This is a genomic window from Bradyrhizobium sp. CSA112 (assembly GCF_029051645.1).
Classification (GTDB): Bacteria; Pseudomonadota; Alphaproteobacteria; order Rhizobiales; family Xanthobacteraceae; genus Bradyrhizobium.
Genome location: NZ_JAACFS010000008.1, coordinates 33,838 through 48,505 on the forward strand (window position 1 = coordinate 33,838; position 14,668 = coordinate 48,505).

Here is a 14,668-nt window from a genome sequence, read left to right on the forward strand (position 1 = left end):
GGGCGGCAGCGGTGTGGCCGCTGCCGCTTACTCGGAGCGCCCGGCCGCCGCGATCGGCATCTTCTCGACCTCGGCCCGCGCGTTCTCTTTGTCCTTCCGCGACAGCATCCGCTTCAATTGCGCGACATTGGCGGAAGCTTCGGCGGGCGGCAGATCGGCTCTTACGATCTTTTCCGCTTCAGCGAGTTTTCCCTGCAGGCCAATTGCCAGCGCCAGATTGGCGCGCACACGAGGATCAGTCCCCGCAATGCCGTGGGCGCGGCGCAGGATCTCCTCGGCCTTGGAAAGATCTTTCGAAAGCACGTAGGAAAGTCCGAGATTGGACAGCACCAACGGTTGGTCGGGCGCGATCTTCAGCGCGCTCGCATAATATTGCCGCGCCTCGTCGTATCGGCCGAGTTGGTCCAGTGTTGCTCCCTGCGCCGAGAGCAGCCGCCAATCGGGATCGTCGGGGCTGTGGGCGCGGCCGAGTACGTCGAAGGCCTGCTGGAAATTGCCGTTATCCGCCAGCGCGCGGCCGTAGGCGGCGAGCAGCAGCTTGTTGCCCGGATGGGCGATGGAGCCCTGTTCGAGCACCGCAACTGCCTGCGACCGCTGTCCCGTCGCGCGGAGCGCCTTGCCGTATCTCAGCGCCGCATCGGCATCCCTGGGATTGGCGCGATAGCGTTCCTGGTAGAGCTCGATGTCGCGGCGCGGATCGCTGGCGCGGCCGGTGTCGGCCTTCTCGTCGATCGAGCCGGTAATGTCTGACAGTCCTGAGGTCTGGCAGCCGCCAAGCCCCAACGCGATGATCAAGGTGGATGTGCACGCAAGAAGTCGCGCGACGCGGGGCGGATGGAATGACTTCTGGAGCATGTACCTGGACTCACGGCGGCAACTGTCCGGAAGTGTTCACAGCTTAACCCTAAGTTCAGGTTAAGCCGGCGCGCTTTTGCGGTAATTGGCGACCTCCGCGGGCCATGGCCCTCGGCCGCTGCCTACGCTCTGCTCTGCTCGCTCGATATCCAGCGCTGCCAGCCGGCCTAGTCGACGAACTGCGCGCCGAGCTCGCAACCGATCCGCCAGGCCAGCCGGCACTGACGCGGCCTTCCCTCCGAGAAAATCACCGTAAATTCGGGAGGAATTTCGGGATATTCGGCGATGATCTTCACACCACCATCCGACATGTCAGTGATCATGCAGTCGCGCGGCAAACCGCCGGTCGCGAACTGTATTTTTGCAAAGTTTCTGCACGCACGTCGTTCGCTTCTGCGGCGATTCGCTGCCAACATGTCGGTCCCTGACCCTGCTCGATGTGATTCACTCGAAGGTGGATCAGCTTTACCGAAGAATCGTTGGAATTGACCTAGCGCGACAGCTCGCAATGTAACTGATATGTTCGAACTCCGTTTACCGAACCCGGCGCTCTCGCCGAAAAGCCAATGTCCTCGGACGCCGTAAGCGGCGCCTGCGGCGTAGCCCTCGCGTCGCATTTTTCGGCAAATTAAAGGGTTGATCCCCCCTCGTTAGGCGATAGCCTGACCGCTGGACTCGATTTGGCGGAAACCGAAGCGCATGGGAAGTCTGGTACTTCTCGATCTGATGGGCGGCGTGGCGCTGCTGCTGTGGGGCCTGCATATGGTCCACAGCGGGATCCTGCGCGCGTTCGGGCCGGACCTGCGCCTGTTGCTGGCAAAGGCCCTGAGCAACCGCTTCACCGCCTTTGGCGCCGGCCTTGGTCTCACCGCCCTGCTCCAGAGCAGCACCGCCACCGCACTGATCACGAGTTCGTTTACGTCGGAGGGGCTCGTCAGCCTTGTCCCCGCCCTCGCCATCATGCTCGGCGCCAATGTCGGCACCACGCTGATCGTGCAGATTCTGTCGTTCAACATCGCCGCCGTCGCGCCGGTGCTGTTCCTCGTCGGCCTCGTCGCCTTCCGCAGCGGCCGCCACTCGCGCGTCAAGGACATCGGCCGCGTCTTCATCGGGCTCGGCTTGATGCTGCTGGCCCTGCATATCCTGCTCAATACGCTGGCGCCGGCGGAGAACGCGCCGGGCGTGCGCGTGTTCATGAACGCCATCACCGGCGATCCCGTGCTCTGCATCCTGTTCGCCGCGATCGTGACCTGGCTGGTGCATTCCAGCGTCGCCAGCGTGCTGCTGGTGATGTCGCTGGCCTATGCGCATTTCATCACCCCCTACGCGGCGCTGGCGCTCGTGCTTGGCGCCAATCTTGGCAGCGCCATCAATCCGATCGTCGAGGGCGCGCGCCGCGACAATCCCGCCAGCTATCGCCTTCCGCTGGGCAACCTCGTCAACCGGCTTGTCGGCATCCTGGTGGTGGCGCCGTTCCTGCAACCGATCTCGGAGTTGCTGACTTCGTGGCAACCGGATGTAGCCAAGGCAACCGCCCTGTTCCACATCGCTTTCAACGTTGCGACCGCACTTCTCTTCATCGGCCTGCTCGACGGCATGGCCCGGCTGTTGAAGGCGCTGTTGCCCGAGCGCGTCAAGGAGGCCGACGCCTCAGGGCCGCGCTACCTCGACGAGAGCGCGCTCGAAACCCCCTCGCTCGCTTTGGCGGACGCCGCCCGCGAAGCCCTGCATATGGGCGACCACGTCGAAATCATGCTGCGCAAGGTGATGGCGGCGATGATGACCAACGATCGCGCGCTGGTCGACGAAGTCTCGCGGATGGACAACAGCGTCGACAGCCTCGACGAGGCGATCAAGCTCTATGTCACGAAGCTCACCCGCGGCAGTCTCGACGAGCGGGAGGGACAGCGGGCGATGGAGATCGTGTCCTTTGCCATCAACCTCGAACATATCGGCGACATCATCGACAAGAATTTGAGCGAACTGGCCACCAAGAAGATCAAGCGCCGGTTCCAGTTCTCTCCCGAGGGCGCCGAAGAGCTTTCCGCCTTTCACAAGCGCACCATGGATTCGCTTCGGATCGCGTTCGGGGTATTCATGTCGGGCGACCTTAATGAAGCGCGAAAGCTGCTGGCCGAAAAGGCCGCGCTTCGCAATGCCGAGCTGGCCGCGACCGAACGGCATCTCGACCGCCTGCGCGAGGGCCGGCCCGAAACCATCGAGACCACGTCGCTTCATCTCGACGTATTGCGCGATCTCAGGCGCATTCACTCGCACATCTGCTCGGTCGCCTACCCCGTGCTGGATGCCGCAGGCGAACTTGCCGCCCATCGCAGCGCTGAAAGCGATTTGCCCACCCTGCCCGCACCGGCGCCCAGCCGCGGATGATCAGCGGTCGAGCGTCGTCGACGCGGTGCCGCGGTTCTTCACGATCAGCATGATGTTTCTGATATAGATGATGGTGGCCAGCGACTGGCCGATGATGATCACGGGTTCGCGTTTGGCGATGCCATAGATCAGCGTCATCATTCCGCCGCCCATCGAGAAGAACCAGAACGCCATCGGCACCACGCTCTGTCCGGCGCGTTCGCTCGAGATCCACTGCACCAGAAAGCGTGCGGTGAACAGCAATTGCGCGATCAGCCCGAAGGCCAGCCAGAAATCGAACTTGGCGACGAAGACGTCGTAGAGATAATCGCCGAGCGCCTGGCCGTATTGAATCAGCATCAGAGAACCTCGGTCGCAACGGGCGTCGGCTTCTTGCGGCGGATCAGCCACCACACGCCCGCAAGATCCATGATCCCGATCCATAGCCGGTCAAAGAAGCCGTAATTGGACACACCGGAATGGCGCGGGCGATCAATCACGTCGACATAGGCGATGTCGAAACCTTCGCGACGCACCAGCGCCGGCAGGAACCGATGCAGACCATCGAAATAAGGCATCGACAGGAACACCTCGCGCGGAAACGCCTTCAGACCGCAGCCGGTGTCGCGGGTGCCGTCGCGCAGGATGGCGTTGCGTACGCCGTTGGCAATGCGCGACTGTAATTTCTTGAAGCCGGTATCCTTGCGCCCGACCCGCTGGCCGGCCGCGAGGCCGACACGGCCGCCGCCTTTTTCAACCGCCGCGATCAGGTCGGGCAGGAACACCGGATTGTTTTGACCGTCGCCGTCGAGCGTCGCCACGATCGCGCCACGCGCGGCCCGCACGCCACTGCGCACGGCGGCCGATTGGCCGGACGAAACCTCGTGCTTGAGCTGCCGAAGCTGATGGTGCCGTTTCATCAGCGCAGTCAGCCGATCGGCGGTCGCGTCCGTCGATCCGTCATTGACGTAGATGATCTCGTAGGCCCAGCGGCCATCGAGCGCAGCGACGATTTCCGCAATCAGCGGCGCGACGTTCTCCGCCTCGTTGCGCACCGGCACAACGATGGAAACGGCGACCGCGTCTCTGTCGGAAGGTGTCAAATCGGCACTCGTCTGGTTGGCTTGGAAGGGGCCCGGAACCGGGCATATCGGGCCGGCTGGCGGCGTCCGCTTTTATGGGGCGAAAGCGCCCCGGGCAACCCTTTTGAGGCGTCCGGACGAGGGGCCGACCAGGGACACAATGCTGCCGTCGCTTTGGATCGCAAACCCCAGCCTGCGGGCCGCAAACCAGTAGCGCACGAACATCGCACCGATAATCCCGACCAGCGCGCCGGCAACCACGTCACTCGGATGGTGGGCGACCAGCACCAGTCGGGTCGCTGCAATGATGAGAGCATAGACGGCCATCGCAACCCGGGCCTTCGGCCAGAGGGCCGACACCGCGAAAGCGAGCGCAAATGCGGTGGTGGCATGGCCGGAAGGAAAGCTGTAATAGGCCGGATTGCCTGCGAAGTGCGAGAAGTGGAACGCGTTGGCCTCGCCGCCGACAAACGGACGGCCGCGGCCGATGCTATATTTCAGCACTTCGGTGACGAGACTAGACACCGCTACCGCGCAGAACAGGAACTGCAGCCGCGTCCCCAGACCGAGCAGCAGCGACCGCTGAATTCCCCGCAAGGCCGGTGCAGCGAGCGCGACCGCAACCAGCAACCCGGCCAGTGCGGCCAGCACATATTCGTCCTTGCCGAAATCGGTGAGAATGCGTACCCACCAAAGCGACGGCGTGCCGCGCTTCGGCATCTGGCCGATTTCCCACGCATCGATCGCGTACATCAGCACGATGATCGCCGCGCCGAAACCGGCCGTCAGCCACAACATGTGCCGCGCCGCCCGTCGTGCGGCCTCGGCACGCCGCGAATGCGACGGCGAGCGCACGAGCTGCGCCAGCGACAGCCAGCCTAGCGTCATGAAGCGCGCGAAATAGCTTTTGGAGTCGACGACAACAACGGCCTTCCCAGCCATCTTACTCCGTGCCTTCCGAGCGGAAGATGGCGATCGAGATCGCCTTGCCCTGCGAGATGTTATAGCCCTCGATTCGCTTCGCTACGTTGTAGCGCAGCCCGATGGCTTCGGCGCGCTGGACGAAGGCGCGTTCGGTGCGCGATTCCACCAGCGCAAAGCGGCAACTGCCCTGCCCAAGAAAATCCGCAGCGCCCGATCCGTCGGCGAGCAGGGTACTGGTGCCGGTCATGAAGACCAGGCTGGGCTCGTGAAAGCCTGCGGCGACGGCCTTTGGCCCGACGCAGACCACATTGCGAAGCGCACGCGCGATCTCGGCGCTCGGAAACAATGTCGTCAGCGACGGCAAGACGATGCCGTAGATTCCGATCGCCAGAAACATCGCTGCGACCACGGCGTTCAGAAGCGAGCGCTCGGCGCGGCTATCCTCGAACATCCACCAGGCAATCAAGCCAAAGATCATCGCTGCCGCGAGGAAGGGCCAAGCCGGAAATGCGGGGTAATGCGTCAGCTTGATGGCGCCGATGACGGCGATCACGGATGCCCCCGCCGGAACGACAAACCACCATGCCGCACCGCGCATCAGCCAGGACCGCGACAGCACGCGGCGCTCCAGCGCGCCGGCGGTGAGGATCGCAATCGCCGGATAGAGCGGCAGCACGTAATGCGGCAGCTTGGTCAGCACCAGCTCGAACACGATCCATGACGGGACCAGCCAGGCCAACAGATATTGCGCGCCGGGCTCCCGCCGCGCGCGCCACACCGCCGGCGCGGCCATCCCCGCCAGCGCCGCACCCGGCCAGAACGTCACCCAGAACAGCAGCAGATAGAGGCCGGGCGGCGCGCCATGGGATTCCTGCGCACCGAGCTTGCTCAGCATGTCGCCGCCGAGAGAATTGGAGAAGAATGCCTCGCCCGCGCGCCAGAAGATCGCGACGAACCATGGCAGCACCAGCACCAGCGTCCACATCAGCCCCCACACCGGGCGCAGCCGCCACAGCCAAGCCGCCGAGCGGTCGAGGATCGCGAGCGCCGCGATGGTCAGCCCGACGAACATCAGGATCAACGGCCCCTTGAGCAGGATGCCGCCGGCCAGGGCGGTCCAGAAGATCGCCGGCGGGGCCCAGGGCGGACGCGCCGGATCCTCGCCGCGCTGCCAGGACAGATACACCCGCGCCATCGCCCCCATCGCAGCGACAACGGTCAAAAGCAGCATCGCATCCGTTTTCGCGAGCCGCGCTTCGGCGCCGAGCAGGACAGAACTGCACATCATCAGCGCCGCGAGCGCCGCCCCGCGTCGCGTGACGAAAGCGAGCGCCGCCCAGTAGGTCAGGAGAACCGCGCCGATGGCCCCAATCAGGGAGGGAATCCGATAGAGCCAGATGCGTAGCTGCGCCCGCGGCAGGCCGAGCGATGAGGCGGTTTCGACCACGGCGGCCTGCAGCCAATAGATGCCGACCGGCTTCTTGTAGCGAACGTCGTCCTGGAAGCGGATGTCGACGAAATCGCCGCTTTCGACCATCTGCTTGGTCGCCTGCGCAAAGCGCGCCTCGTCGCGGTCGATTGCCGGAATGTTGAAGAATCCGGGCAGGAAAAGCACGATACCGCAGAGCACCAGAAACACGATGGCGCGAAAATGGTTCGCCGTGGCAAAATCGAACGCAGCGGCCACCCTGCGGCCGGAATGCGCAGGTTTTACAGGCCGTTGGCCCGATCCGAAGCGTGGGGGGTGCAAGGTGTCCACCATGCTGTTCGCATACGATGAAACCGCAGTGCAAACAACACCGCAAATCCCCTAAGCTGTGGTCTTTAGGCTGCTTTTCGTCACTGTACCCGGATCACCACGGTGTCGGCCGCCCCCGTCGCATCGATCACCGTCAACCGGGCAAAACCCGGCCCCGGCGGATCGATCAGACGCTGGCGACGGCTGTCGATCTCGCCGACCGAGGTGCCGTTCAGCATGATGGTCAGCGGCAGCACGCCGCCGGCGACCTTGACCGGCATCGGTGCGGCCTGCCCGTTACCCGAACGGTCAACGTCGATCCGGGAACCGTTCAGCGGAAACTGGATACGCGGCATCTGCTCGCTGCCGGTCCGAATCAGCTCGCCGACGGGACGGAAGCGCCTGAGCGGCAACGGCAGCTTGGCATTGCTGGCGATCAGCGCGCCCTTTGGCGCCTTGGGCAGCGCCGCCGGGATCTTGCCGGTGCGGGCGAAGGCGTCGAACAGAATCGGCGCGGCGGCAGTGCGGCCGACCAGGCCCGGCACCGGCGCGCCGTCGGGACGCCCAACCCACACACCAATGGTAACGCGGCCGTCGAAACCGACCGACCACGCATCGCGATAGCCGTAACTGGTGCCGGTCTTGAACGCGATCTTGTTGTGCACGCCGTTTTCCGGCGGCGGTGTTCCGAGCAGCACGTTGCCGACCTGCCAGGCGGCGACCTGGTCCATCAGCCGCATCGGCTCGCGATCGTCGTTGGCGAGCACGATCTCGCGGAGCGGCCGCGCCGCGCCAAGCCGCGCCAGCCCGGCGTAGAGCTGCGCCAGATCCTGCAGGCTGATGCCGACGCCGCCCAATCCCATCGCAAGGCCCGGCGCTTCGTCTTTCGGCAGCACGAAGTTGCCGCCAGCCTGCTTCAGCCGCGACGACAGCCGGCTGGAGCCGACGCGATCGAGCAGCGCTATCGCGGGCACATTCAGGGAGAGCTGCAGCGCCTTGCGCACCGGCACCGTGCCCTGAAACGTCATGTCGAAATTTTCCGGCGCGTAGGAGCCAAAGCGGACCGGACGGTCGTCGATCAGGCTTTCCGGATGCACAAAGCCATCCTCGAACGCGAGCCCGTAGATGAACGGCTTGAGCGTCGATCCCGGCGAGCGCACCGCGCGGGTCATGTCGACCTGTCCGGCGCGGCGCTCGTCGAAATAATCCGACGAGCCGACACGGGCCAGCACATCGCCGCTTTCATTGTCGACGGCGATGATGGCGACCGAAATGTTCGGCCCCTGCGCCACCGCGCGGTCGCGCGCCAGCGCCTCCAGCGTTTTCTGCAACGTCGAATCCAGCGTCAGCTTGATCAGCGGCGTGTCCGTCACCGTCGCCATCGCAGCGTCGGAGGAATGCGGCGCCAGGATCGGCATCGGCTTGCGCAATCGCGGCACCGCCGCCGCCTTCGCCTGTGCCGCGTCTTCTTGCGACACCACGCCATCCTCGACCATCCGCGCCAGCACACGGTCGCGTGCGGTGTGCGCTGCTTCTGGATAACGGTCGAGCCGGCGGCGTTCCGGCGATTGCGGCAGCGCGACCAGAAGTGCGGCTTCCGCAAGCGAAAGCCGCTTCGGCTCCTTGCCGAAATAGGCTATGGATGCGGCGCGGATGCCTTCGAGATTGCCGCCGAACGGCGCCAACGCCAGATAGAGATCGAGGATTTCGTCCTTGCTGAGCTGCCGCTCGAGCTGGACCGCGCGCACGATCTGGCGCAGCTTTGCATAGACCGAGCGCTCGCGCCGCGGCTCCATCAGCCGCGCGAGCTGCATCGTGATCGTCGAGCCGCCGGAAACAATGTGGCCGCTAGTACCGAACTGAAGTGCCGCGCGCCCGAGCGCCAGCAGATCGACGCCGCCATGCGACCAGAAGCGGCGGTCCTCATACGCTAGCAGCAGTTTCAGATAGGTGGGATCGACCGCGGTCGTGGCGTCGACCGGCAACCGCCAGCGGCCGTCGGCCATCGCATAGGCGCGCAACAGCTTGCCGCTGCGGTCGACGATCGTGGTCGAGACTTTGCGCGCCTGCTCCAGCGGCAGCGGTCCGAGCGAGTCGACCCAGGCGGCGAAGGCGGTGGTGACGACTATGAGCACGAAGGCCAGAGCCACCGCGATCCCCAGAAAGCGGCGGCGCCCACCGCCAATGCCGTCATGGCCTGGCTTGTCCCGGCCATCCAAGTCTTCTCCGTCTGCGCCAAGGGGCGTGGATGCCCGCGACATCTGCGCGAAGACGCGCTTCGCGCTTTTGCCCGGGCATGACGAAGAGCTATGGTTGCCCGCCTCGCTCATTTCGCCGGACGCACCTCGACCGAGCCGGTGCCGGAGCGGCCGTAGCGCGAGGGATTGTACATGTCCTCGGCATAGGCCTGCGGCAGCACGTATTTGCCCGGCGAGACTGCACGCACGATGTAGGCCACCGTGAACACCGACTTGTCGTCGCTGGCGCGATCGATCGCCGCAGTGAAGCGGTCGTCGCGGAACTCGGTATGCTCCGGCTCCTCGCCGTCCTCGATCCAGTCCAGCGTGCCAGAGTCACCCGACGACACCAGACGCGGGTTGTCGATCTCAAGGCCCGCCGGCAGATAGTCGGCCACCATGATGTGCCCGTATTCCGGCTTGGCCTCGGTGATCTTCAGCACCACGGCGAAGCGGTCGTTCTGTTTCGCCTTGGTGACGTCGGCCGGCTTGCCGTCGAGCGTGAAGTAATTGCGCTCGATCTTGAAGCCGTTGGAGGCCGCAGGCTCCGGGGTAACCGGCGAACCCGAGACCGAGACCACCGCCTGCAGCGGGGCATCGCCGGTGTTGGTGATCTTGACCGGCTTGCCGGCCATCGCCTCGGCCTTGTAGCTGCGATAGACCGCGGCCTTGACCGGCGATCCATCGATATCCAGCGCCAGCGTTTCCTTCGACAGCGCACGTGCGGCCAGCACCAGCCACGCATTCTCCTGCGTTGAGGTGTAGGGCGAAAGCCCGCGTGCGACTTCGACACGCTGGACGGCCTGCGTCAGCGTCGCCCGCGGCGCGTTGCCTTCGCTGGCGAGCGAGACGAGCGCGGCCGCATCGCGCAGCGCCGAGCCGTAATCGACGCGGCCGAACTCGAGCACGGGTTTTGGCGCCAGCGCATCGAGCGCCGCGCCATAGACCCGCTCCGCCCGCGTCCTGTCGCCGACCAAGGCCAGCGCCGCCGCAAGCTGCGATTTCGCAATCGGAGTCGCGAGGTTGTTCAGCTTGGTGTCGGCGAGATAGCGGAGGTCGCCGATTGGCGCGGCGCCATTGCGGGCGAGCACGTAGAGACCGTAGGCCAGATCGCGGCCGCCGTCCTTCTCCGGCTCGTTAGCGTTGACCACGGAGTTCCTGATACGCTCGAGCGCGTTCTTGAACAGCACGTCCGGCACCGCAAAGCCCTTTTCGCGGGCGCGGGTCAGGAAGTCGGTCACGTAGGCATCGAGCCAGGCGTCGTCGCCGCCCGTCGACCACAGGCCGAACGAACCGTTCGAGCCCTGCCGCGCCAGCAAGCGTTCGATGGCGTCCCTGATGCGCTGGTCGACCGCGGTATCCATCGCCAGATGCGCGCCGGCCGCGAGATCGTTGACATAGAGCAGCGGCATCGCGCGGCTGGTGATCTGCTCGGAACAGCCGTGGGGGTAGCGATCCAGCGCCTTCAAAATGGTCGCCGCATCGAGTGCGGTGGAGAGGCTGACCGACAGCGACACGCTGCCGGTGCCCGACACGAGGTCGGAGAACATGTCCGAAGTCAGCGTCAGGCTCTCGCCTTTTGCCAATGTCCGGATCGATCGCCGCGCCAGCACCTGCGTCGCCGCCTTGACGTCGAGCGCATAGTGCCGCGCCAGCGTCAGCCCGTTCGGGCCCTTGATGTCGACGTCGAGATTGGCGGTGCCGGCGCCGCCGGCGTCGAGCGCCAGCGCCATCGAGGTCCGCTGCTTGGCCGCCAGCTTCACGGTGGTCGTGGGATTGCCCGTCACTTTCACCGGGCCCGAGGTCTTCACGCTGATGCTGTAATCGCCGGGCGCGCCCTCGACATTGTCGAGGTCGAAACTCATCGTGCCCTTGTCGCCATTGAGCAGGAAGCGCGGCAGCGTCGCCGTGAGCACGACGGGATCGCGCACGGTAACGTCGATGGTCGCCCGGCCGAGCTTGGTCGCATTCCACGCTACCGCCATCACCCGCGCGGTGCCGGCGAATTCCGGAATGTCAAAACTGATCTCGGCTGTGCCGTCAGCCCCGACCGTGACAATGCCGGAATAGAGCGCGAGCGGCTTTTGCGTGGGCGGTGAGCCCTGCATCTCGGCGCCGGCGGAATCGCCGCCGGTCCGGATTTGGCCGCGCGTGCCCTGCATGCCGTCGATCAACTGTCCGTAGAGGTCGCGGATTTCAGCCGTGAGGCGACGCTGGCCGAGATAATAGTCGTCCGGCGCCGGCGGCTTGTAGTTGGTCAGGTTGAGAATGCCGACATCGACCGCAGCGACCACGATCTTGGCGTCCTCGCCCGGGTTGAGCCCGCCGAGTTTGACCGGAATCTTCAAGCTGGTGCCGGGCCGCACCAAAGGCGGCGGCGACAGCGCGACCTCAAGCGTGCGCGTCTTCTTGTCGATGCCGAACCATTTCAGGCCGATCGCCCGCCCCGGCATCCGCAGCGCCGCCGCGTCGAGCGGCCGGCGCAGCGTCGCCAGCACATAGGCGCCCGTGCCCCAGTCCTTGCCGACGGTCAGCTTGACCTGCTGGGTACCTTCCTTGACGTCGACAGTCTGCGTCGTCAGCAGCCGGTCGCCAAGCACGTTGACGGTCAGCTTGCCGGCGGTGCGCGCGTTGACCGACACCACCATGGTATCGCCGGAGACATAATCCGGCTTGTCGATCGAGGTCTCCAAGAGGTCCGGCGTATCAGCGCTGCCGTCGGAGTACCAGCCAACGTCGAACTCCACCGACGTCACCGGACCGTCCGCTTCCGTCGATTTGACGTCCAGGCGATAGCGGCCGGGCTCCGGCGAGACCGACACCCGCGCCGCCTTATCTGATGTCAGCGTCAGGTCGCCGTCGGCGACGCGTTTGGTCGATTTGACCGGCTCGTATTCCCAGGACGAGTTCTGGCGATACCATTGGTACCGGGATTCCATCTTCAAGAGTTCGTAGCGCAGGCCATCGCGCGGCAGTTGCTTGCCGTCCGGGCTGACGAACACGACGTCAAACTCGGCCTTGTCGCCCTCGGCGACGCTCTTGTCAGCGAATAGCGGCTTGATGCCGATCAGCGCTGCCTGCGGCGCGACAGGGAGCACCAGCTTGCGCTCGACCGCGCGGCCGCCGGTTTCCACCATGCGGATGAAGATCTGCGCCTCCTGCGGACGGGTCGAGGTCGGCGCCTTGGCGAGCGACACCGGGAAGGTCGCAACGCCGTTGGCGTCGGCCTCGGGCAGGTTCTCGATCGGGGTCCGCTCGTTGGAGGCCGTTTCCTCGTCCGCCACGCCGAACTGGTAACCGGGATAGCCCGGCCGCCCAGAGGCAGCAGGTGCGACTAGCATGTCGCCTTCGAGCTGCAGGCCCGAGGCGGGCGCGCCGTAAAGGAATTTGCCGGCCACCTTAAGTTCAACCGGAGCCTCAGCCTTGATCATCTTCTCGTTGGCCGAGACGTCGAATTCGATCCGTTCGGGGATGTAATCCTCGACCATGAAGGTGGTCTCGCCGATCGACGAGCCCTTGGGGTCGGTGAACGCCCGCACCCGCCAGGTCCCGGTCGGCACCGCCGAATTGAGCGCAACGGCCATGGAGCGTCCGCCCGCGCCCTGATCCGGCAGCACGGCGCGGCGGAATTCGACGCCGTCCGGCCGCTCGATCACCAGCGTCAGCGGCCCGCCAGCCAAAGCGTTGCCCTGCCCGTCGCGCAGCAGTGCCGTCAGATAGACCGTCTCGTTCGACCGGTAGACGCCGCGCTCGGCATAAACAAACGCGTCGGCTCCGGGAGGTACCACGCGGCCGGACACGCCGCGGTCGGTGAGATCAAAGGCGTTGGTCTTCAGGCTGAGGAAGGCGTAGTCCGCCTTCTCGCTCGTGACAGTCAAAAGTGCCGGCGACAGCCCTCCCTCGCCGCGCGCCAGCCCGACCTCGAACAGCACGTGGCCGGTATCGTCGGTCTTGCGGGTGGCCAAAATCTCGTTGTTGCGCGCGACCAGCCGCACCTCGACTTTCGCGACCGCTTCCGTCGAGGCCAGCGAATTGACAAACACATGAATGCCGTCATTGCCGGAAAACGCCGTCAGTCCCATGTCGGAGACAATGAACCATTGCATCGCCAGCGAGCCGTCATCGTCGCCGCTGCCGGGGCCTTTGGCCGCGGCTGTCATCACATACACGCCCGGCTGCAGGTCGCCGAGCGCCTGGTCGACCGGGAAAGCCGTCACGACGTCCTGGTTCAGCGTCGAGGCGGTCGCGAGTTCGCCGGACCAGACCTTTACGCCGCGCTCGTTGCCGAGATCGGAGAGTTGGTAGCTGGAGAGCGTCTTCTGGAAATCGCTATCGACCACCGTGTTGATCAGATTGCGGTCGCCGATCCGGAATACGTTGACGTTCACCGACGGCGTATTGACGCTGACCAGCGGGATGCCGCGCTGGCCGGTACGCGGCAGCACATAGGCGCGCCCCGTGAAGCGCACGAACGGCTTGCGGTCGCGGACATAGATGTTGAACTCGGCCGATTTCGGTAAGGTCTCCTTCACCGTGGATGGCAGGCCGGCGCGCAGATTGATGTTGTAGCGCTCGCCGTGCTTCAGCCCGTCGACGCAGAGCTGCTTGCCCTCGCTCGTCAGCGCCGGCTTGTCGGTGCCGGCGAGCGCCAGGAACGGCGCAAAATCGACCCGCTTGGCGAGGTCTTCTGAGAACTGGAAGCAGGCCCGCGGCGAGGCCCCGTCGGAATCGACGGTGTAGTCCAAGAGCCGGAAGCCGTGCTGGTCGCGCATTTTCTCGTACTGGCCGCGGACCTCGGCGACCTCGCGCAGGTCAAGCGACAGCCGCAAGCTATCCAGCGCCGGACGCCACAGCTTGCGCTCGGACATTGCCCGGCCCAGCACGGCCAGCGTATCGGCCTCCTCGGCCTGGTTGCCGGCGCGCTGATAGGCGATGTAGGCCGCGGTCGAGGCGCGCTCGTACAGGAATGTCTGTTCGCTGGAACTGGCGGAACGGATCTGGAAGATGGTTTTGGCGAGCCGCAGCCAGTTGGCACTATCTTCGGGCGTAGTGGCGGCGATCTGCCCAAGGATCTGCAAGCCCACGCGGAAGTCCGAGCGCTTGAAAGCGGCGTCGGCATCGGCCCGCAGCATCGCGGAGGATTTTGCGACCGGCCCGGCCTCGCTCTTGATCTGGGCCTCCAGCTTCACGGCCGAATCGGCGAGTTCGTCACGCTTGAACGCCTTGTCCGCGGCCCCTGCCGCCGTCAGGCCAAGCGCCAGCGTGGCGCAAATCACTGTGGCGCGAACCAAACCGATCATGATGGGGCTCCTTGCCGCGGACGACGGCCGCGTAACGTCAAAAAAGGCGCGAAAAGGTGACGGACTGATGGCGGTCACATCGGCTTGCGAAAAGGTCGCATGCATGGCGTCGGCAGTCCAAACGGTCCGGGCCACCCCCCGGGCGGCGGCTGGCTTTGTGTCAGG

General features: G+C 65.3%; 9 protein-coding genes. 1 reads left to right on the forward strand and 8 read right to left on the reverse strand.

All coding sequences use genetic code 11. From position 1 onward, the window contains the following. Window positions 1-27: 27 nt before the first annotated feature. Window positions 28-855: a tetratricopeptide repeat protein gene (locus tag GWE18_RS16855; RefSeq protein ID WP_275186826.1), complete on the reverse strand. Its 828-nt coding sequence runs from the start codon at window positions 853-855 to the stop codon at window positions 28-30. 167 nt (window positions 856-1,022) lie between these two features. Beyond that, the gene (locus GWE18_RS16860; RefSeq protein ID WP_057850785.1) at window positions 1,023-1,271 is read right to left on the reverse strand and encodes a PilZ domain-containing protein; all 249 of its coding nucleotides are present in this window, start codon (window positions 1,269-1,271) and stop codon (window positions 1,023-1,025) included. A gap of 283 nt (window positions 1,272-1,554) precedes the next feature. Here GWE18_RS16860 and GWE18_RS16865 point away from each other — a divergent pair, with 283 nt between their 5' ends. Next, window positions 1,555-3,243: a Na/Pi cotransporter family protein gene (locus tag GWE18_RS16865; RefSeq protein WP_275186827.1), complete on the forward strand. Its 1,689-nt coding sequence runs from the start codon at window positions 1,555-1,557 to the stop codon at window positions 3,241-3,243. Here GWE18_RS16865 and GWE18_RS16870 read toward each other — a convergent pair whose 3' ends face one another. From GWE18_RS16870 to GWE18_RS16895, 6 genes are all read right to left on the reverse strand, one after another. Beyond that, the gene (locus GWE18_RS16870) at window positions 3,244-3,582 is read right to left on the reverse strand and encodes a lipid-A-disaccharide synthase N-terminal domain-containing protein (protein WP_275186828.1); all 339 of its coding nucleotides are present in this window, start codon (window positions 3,580-3,582) and stop codon (window positions 3,244-3,246) included. Continuing rightward, a complete protein-coding gene (locus GWE18_RS16875) occupies window positions 3,582-4,325 on the reverse strand; it encodes a glycosyltransferase family 2 protein (protein ID WP_275186829.1) in 744 nt (247 codons plus the stop codon). Before GWE18_RS16875 ends, GWE18_RS16870 begins: the two co-directional genes overlap by 1 nt. Window positions 4,326-4,397: 72 nt before the next feature. Next, window positions 4,398-5,192, reverse strand: coding sequence for a phosphatase PAP2 family protein (locus GWE18_RS16880; RefSeq protein ID WP_275187002.1), 795 nt, complete (start codon window positions 5,190-5,192; stop codon window positions 4,398-4,400). A 55-nt stretch (window positions 5,193-5,247) separates the two neighbouring features. Beyond that, window positions 5,248-6,990 carry a glycosyltransferase family 39 protein gene (locus tag GWE18_RS16885; protein ID WP_275186830.1) on the reverse strand — a complete coding sequence of 581 codons (1,743 nt, stop codon included), beginning with the start codon at window positions 6,988-6,990 and terminating at the stop codon, window positions 5,248-5,250. A gap of 77 nt (window positions 6,991-7,067) precedes the next feature. Continuing rightward, window positions 7,068-9,227, reverse strand: a complete 2,160-nt coding sequence (gene pbpC, locus GWE18_RS16890) for a penicillin-binding protein 1C (protein ID WP_275186831.1) — start codon at window positions 9,225-9,227, stop codon at window positions 7,068-7,070. 65 nt (window positions 9,228-9,292) lie between these two features. Beyond that, window positions 9,293-14,503, reverse strand: a complete 5,211-nt coding sequence (locus GWE18_RS16895) for an alpha-2-macroglobulin (RefSeq protein WP_275186832.1) — start codon at window positions 14,501-14,503, stop codon at window positions 9,293-9,295. Window positions 14,504-14,668 lie beyond the last annotated feature (165 nt).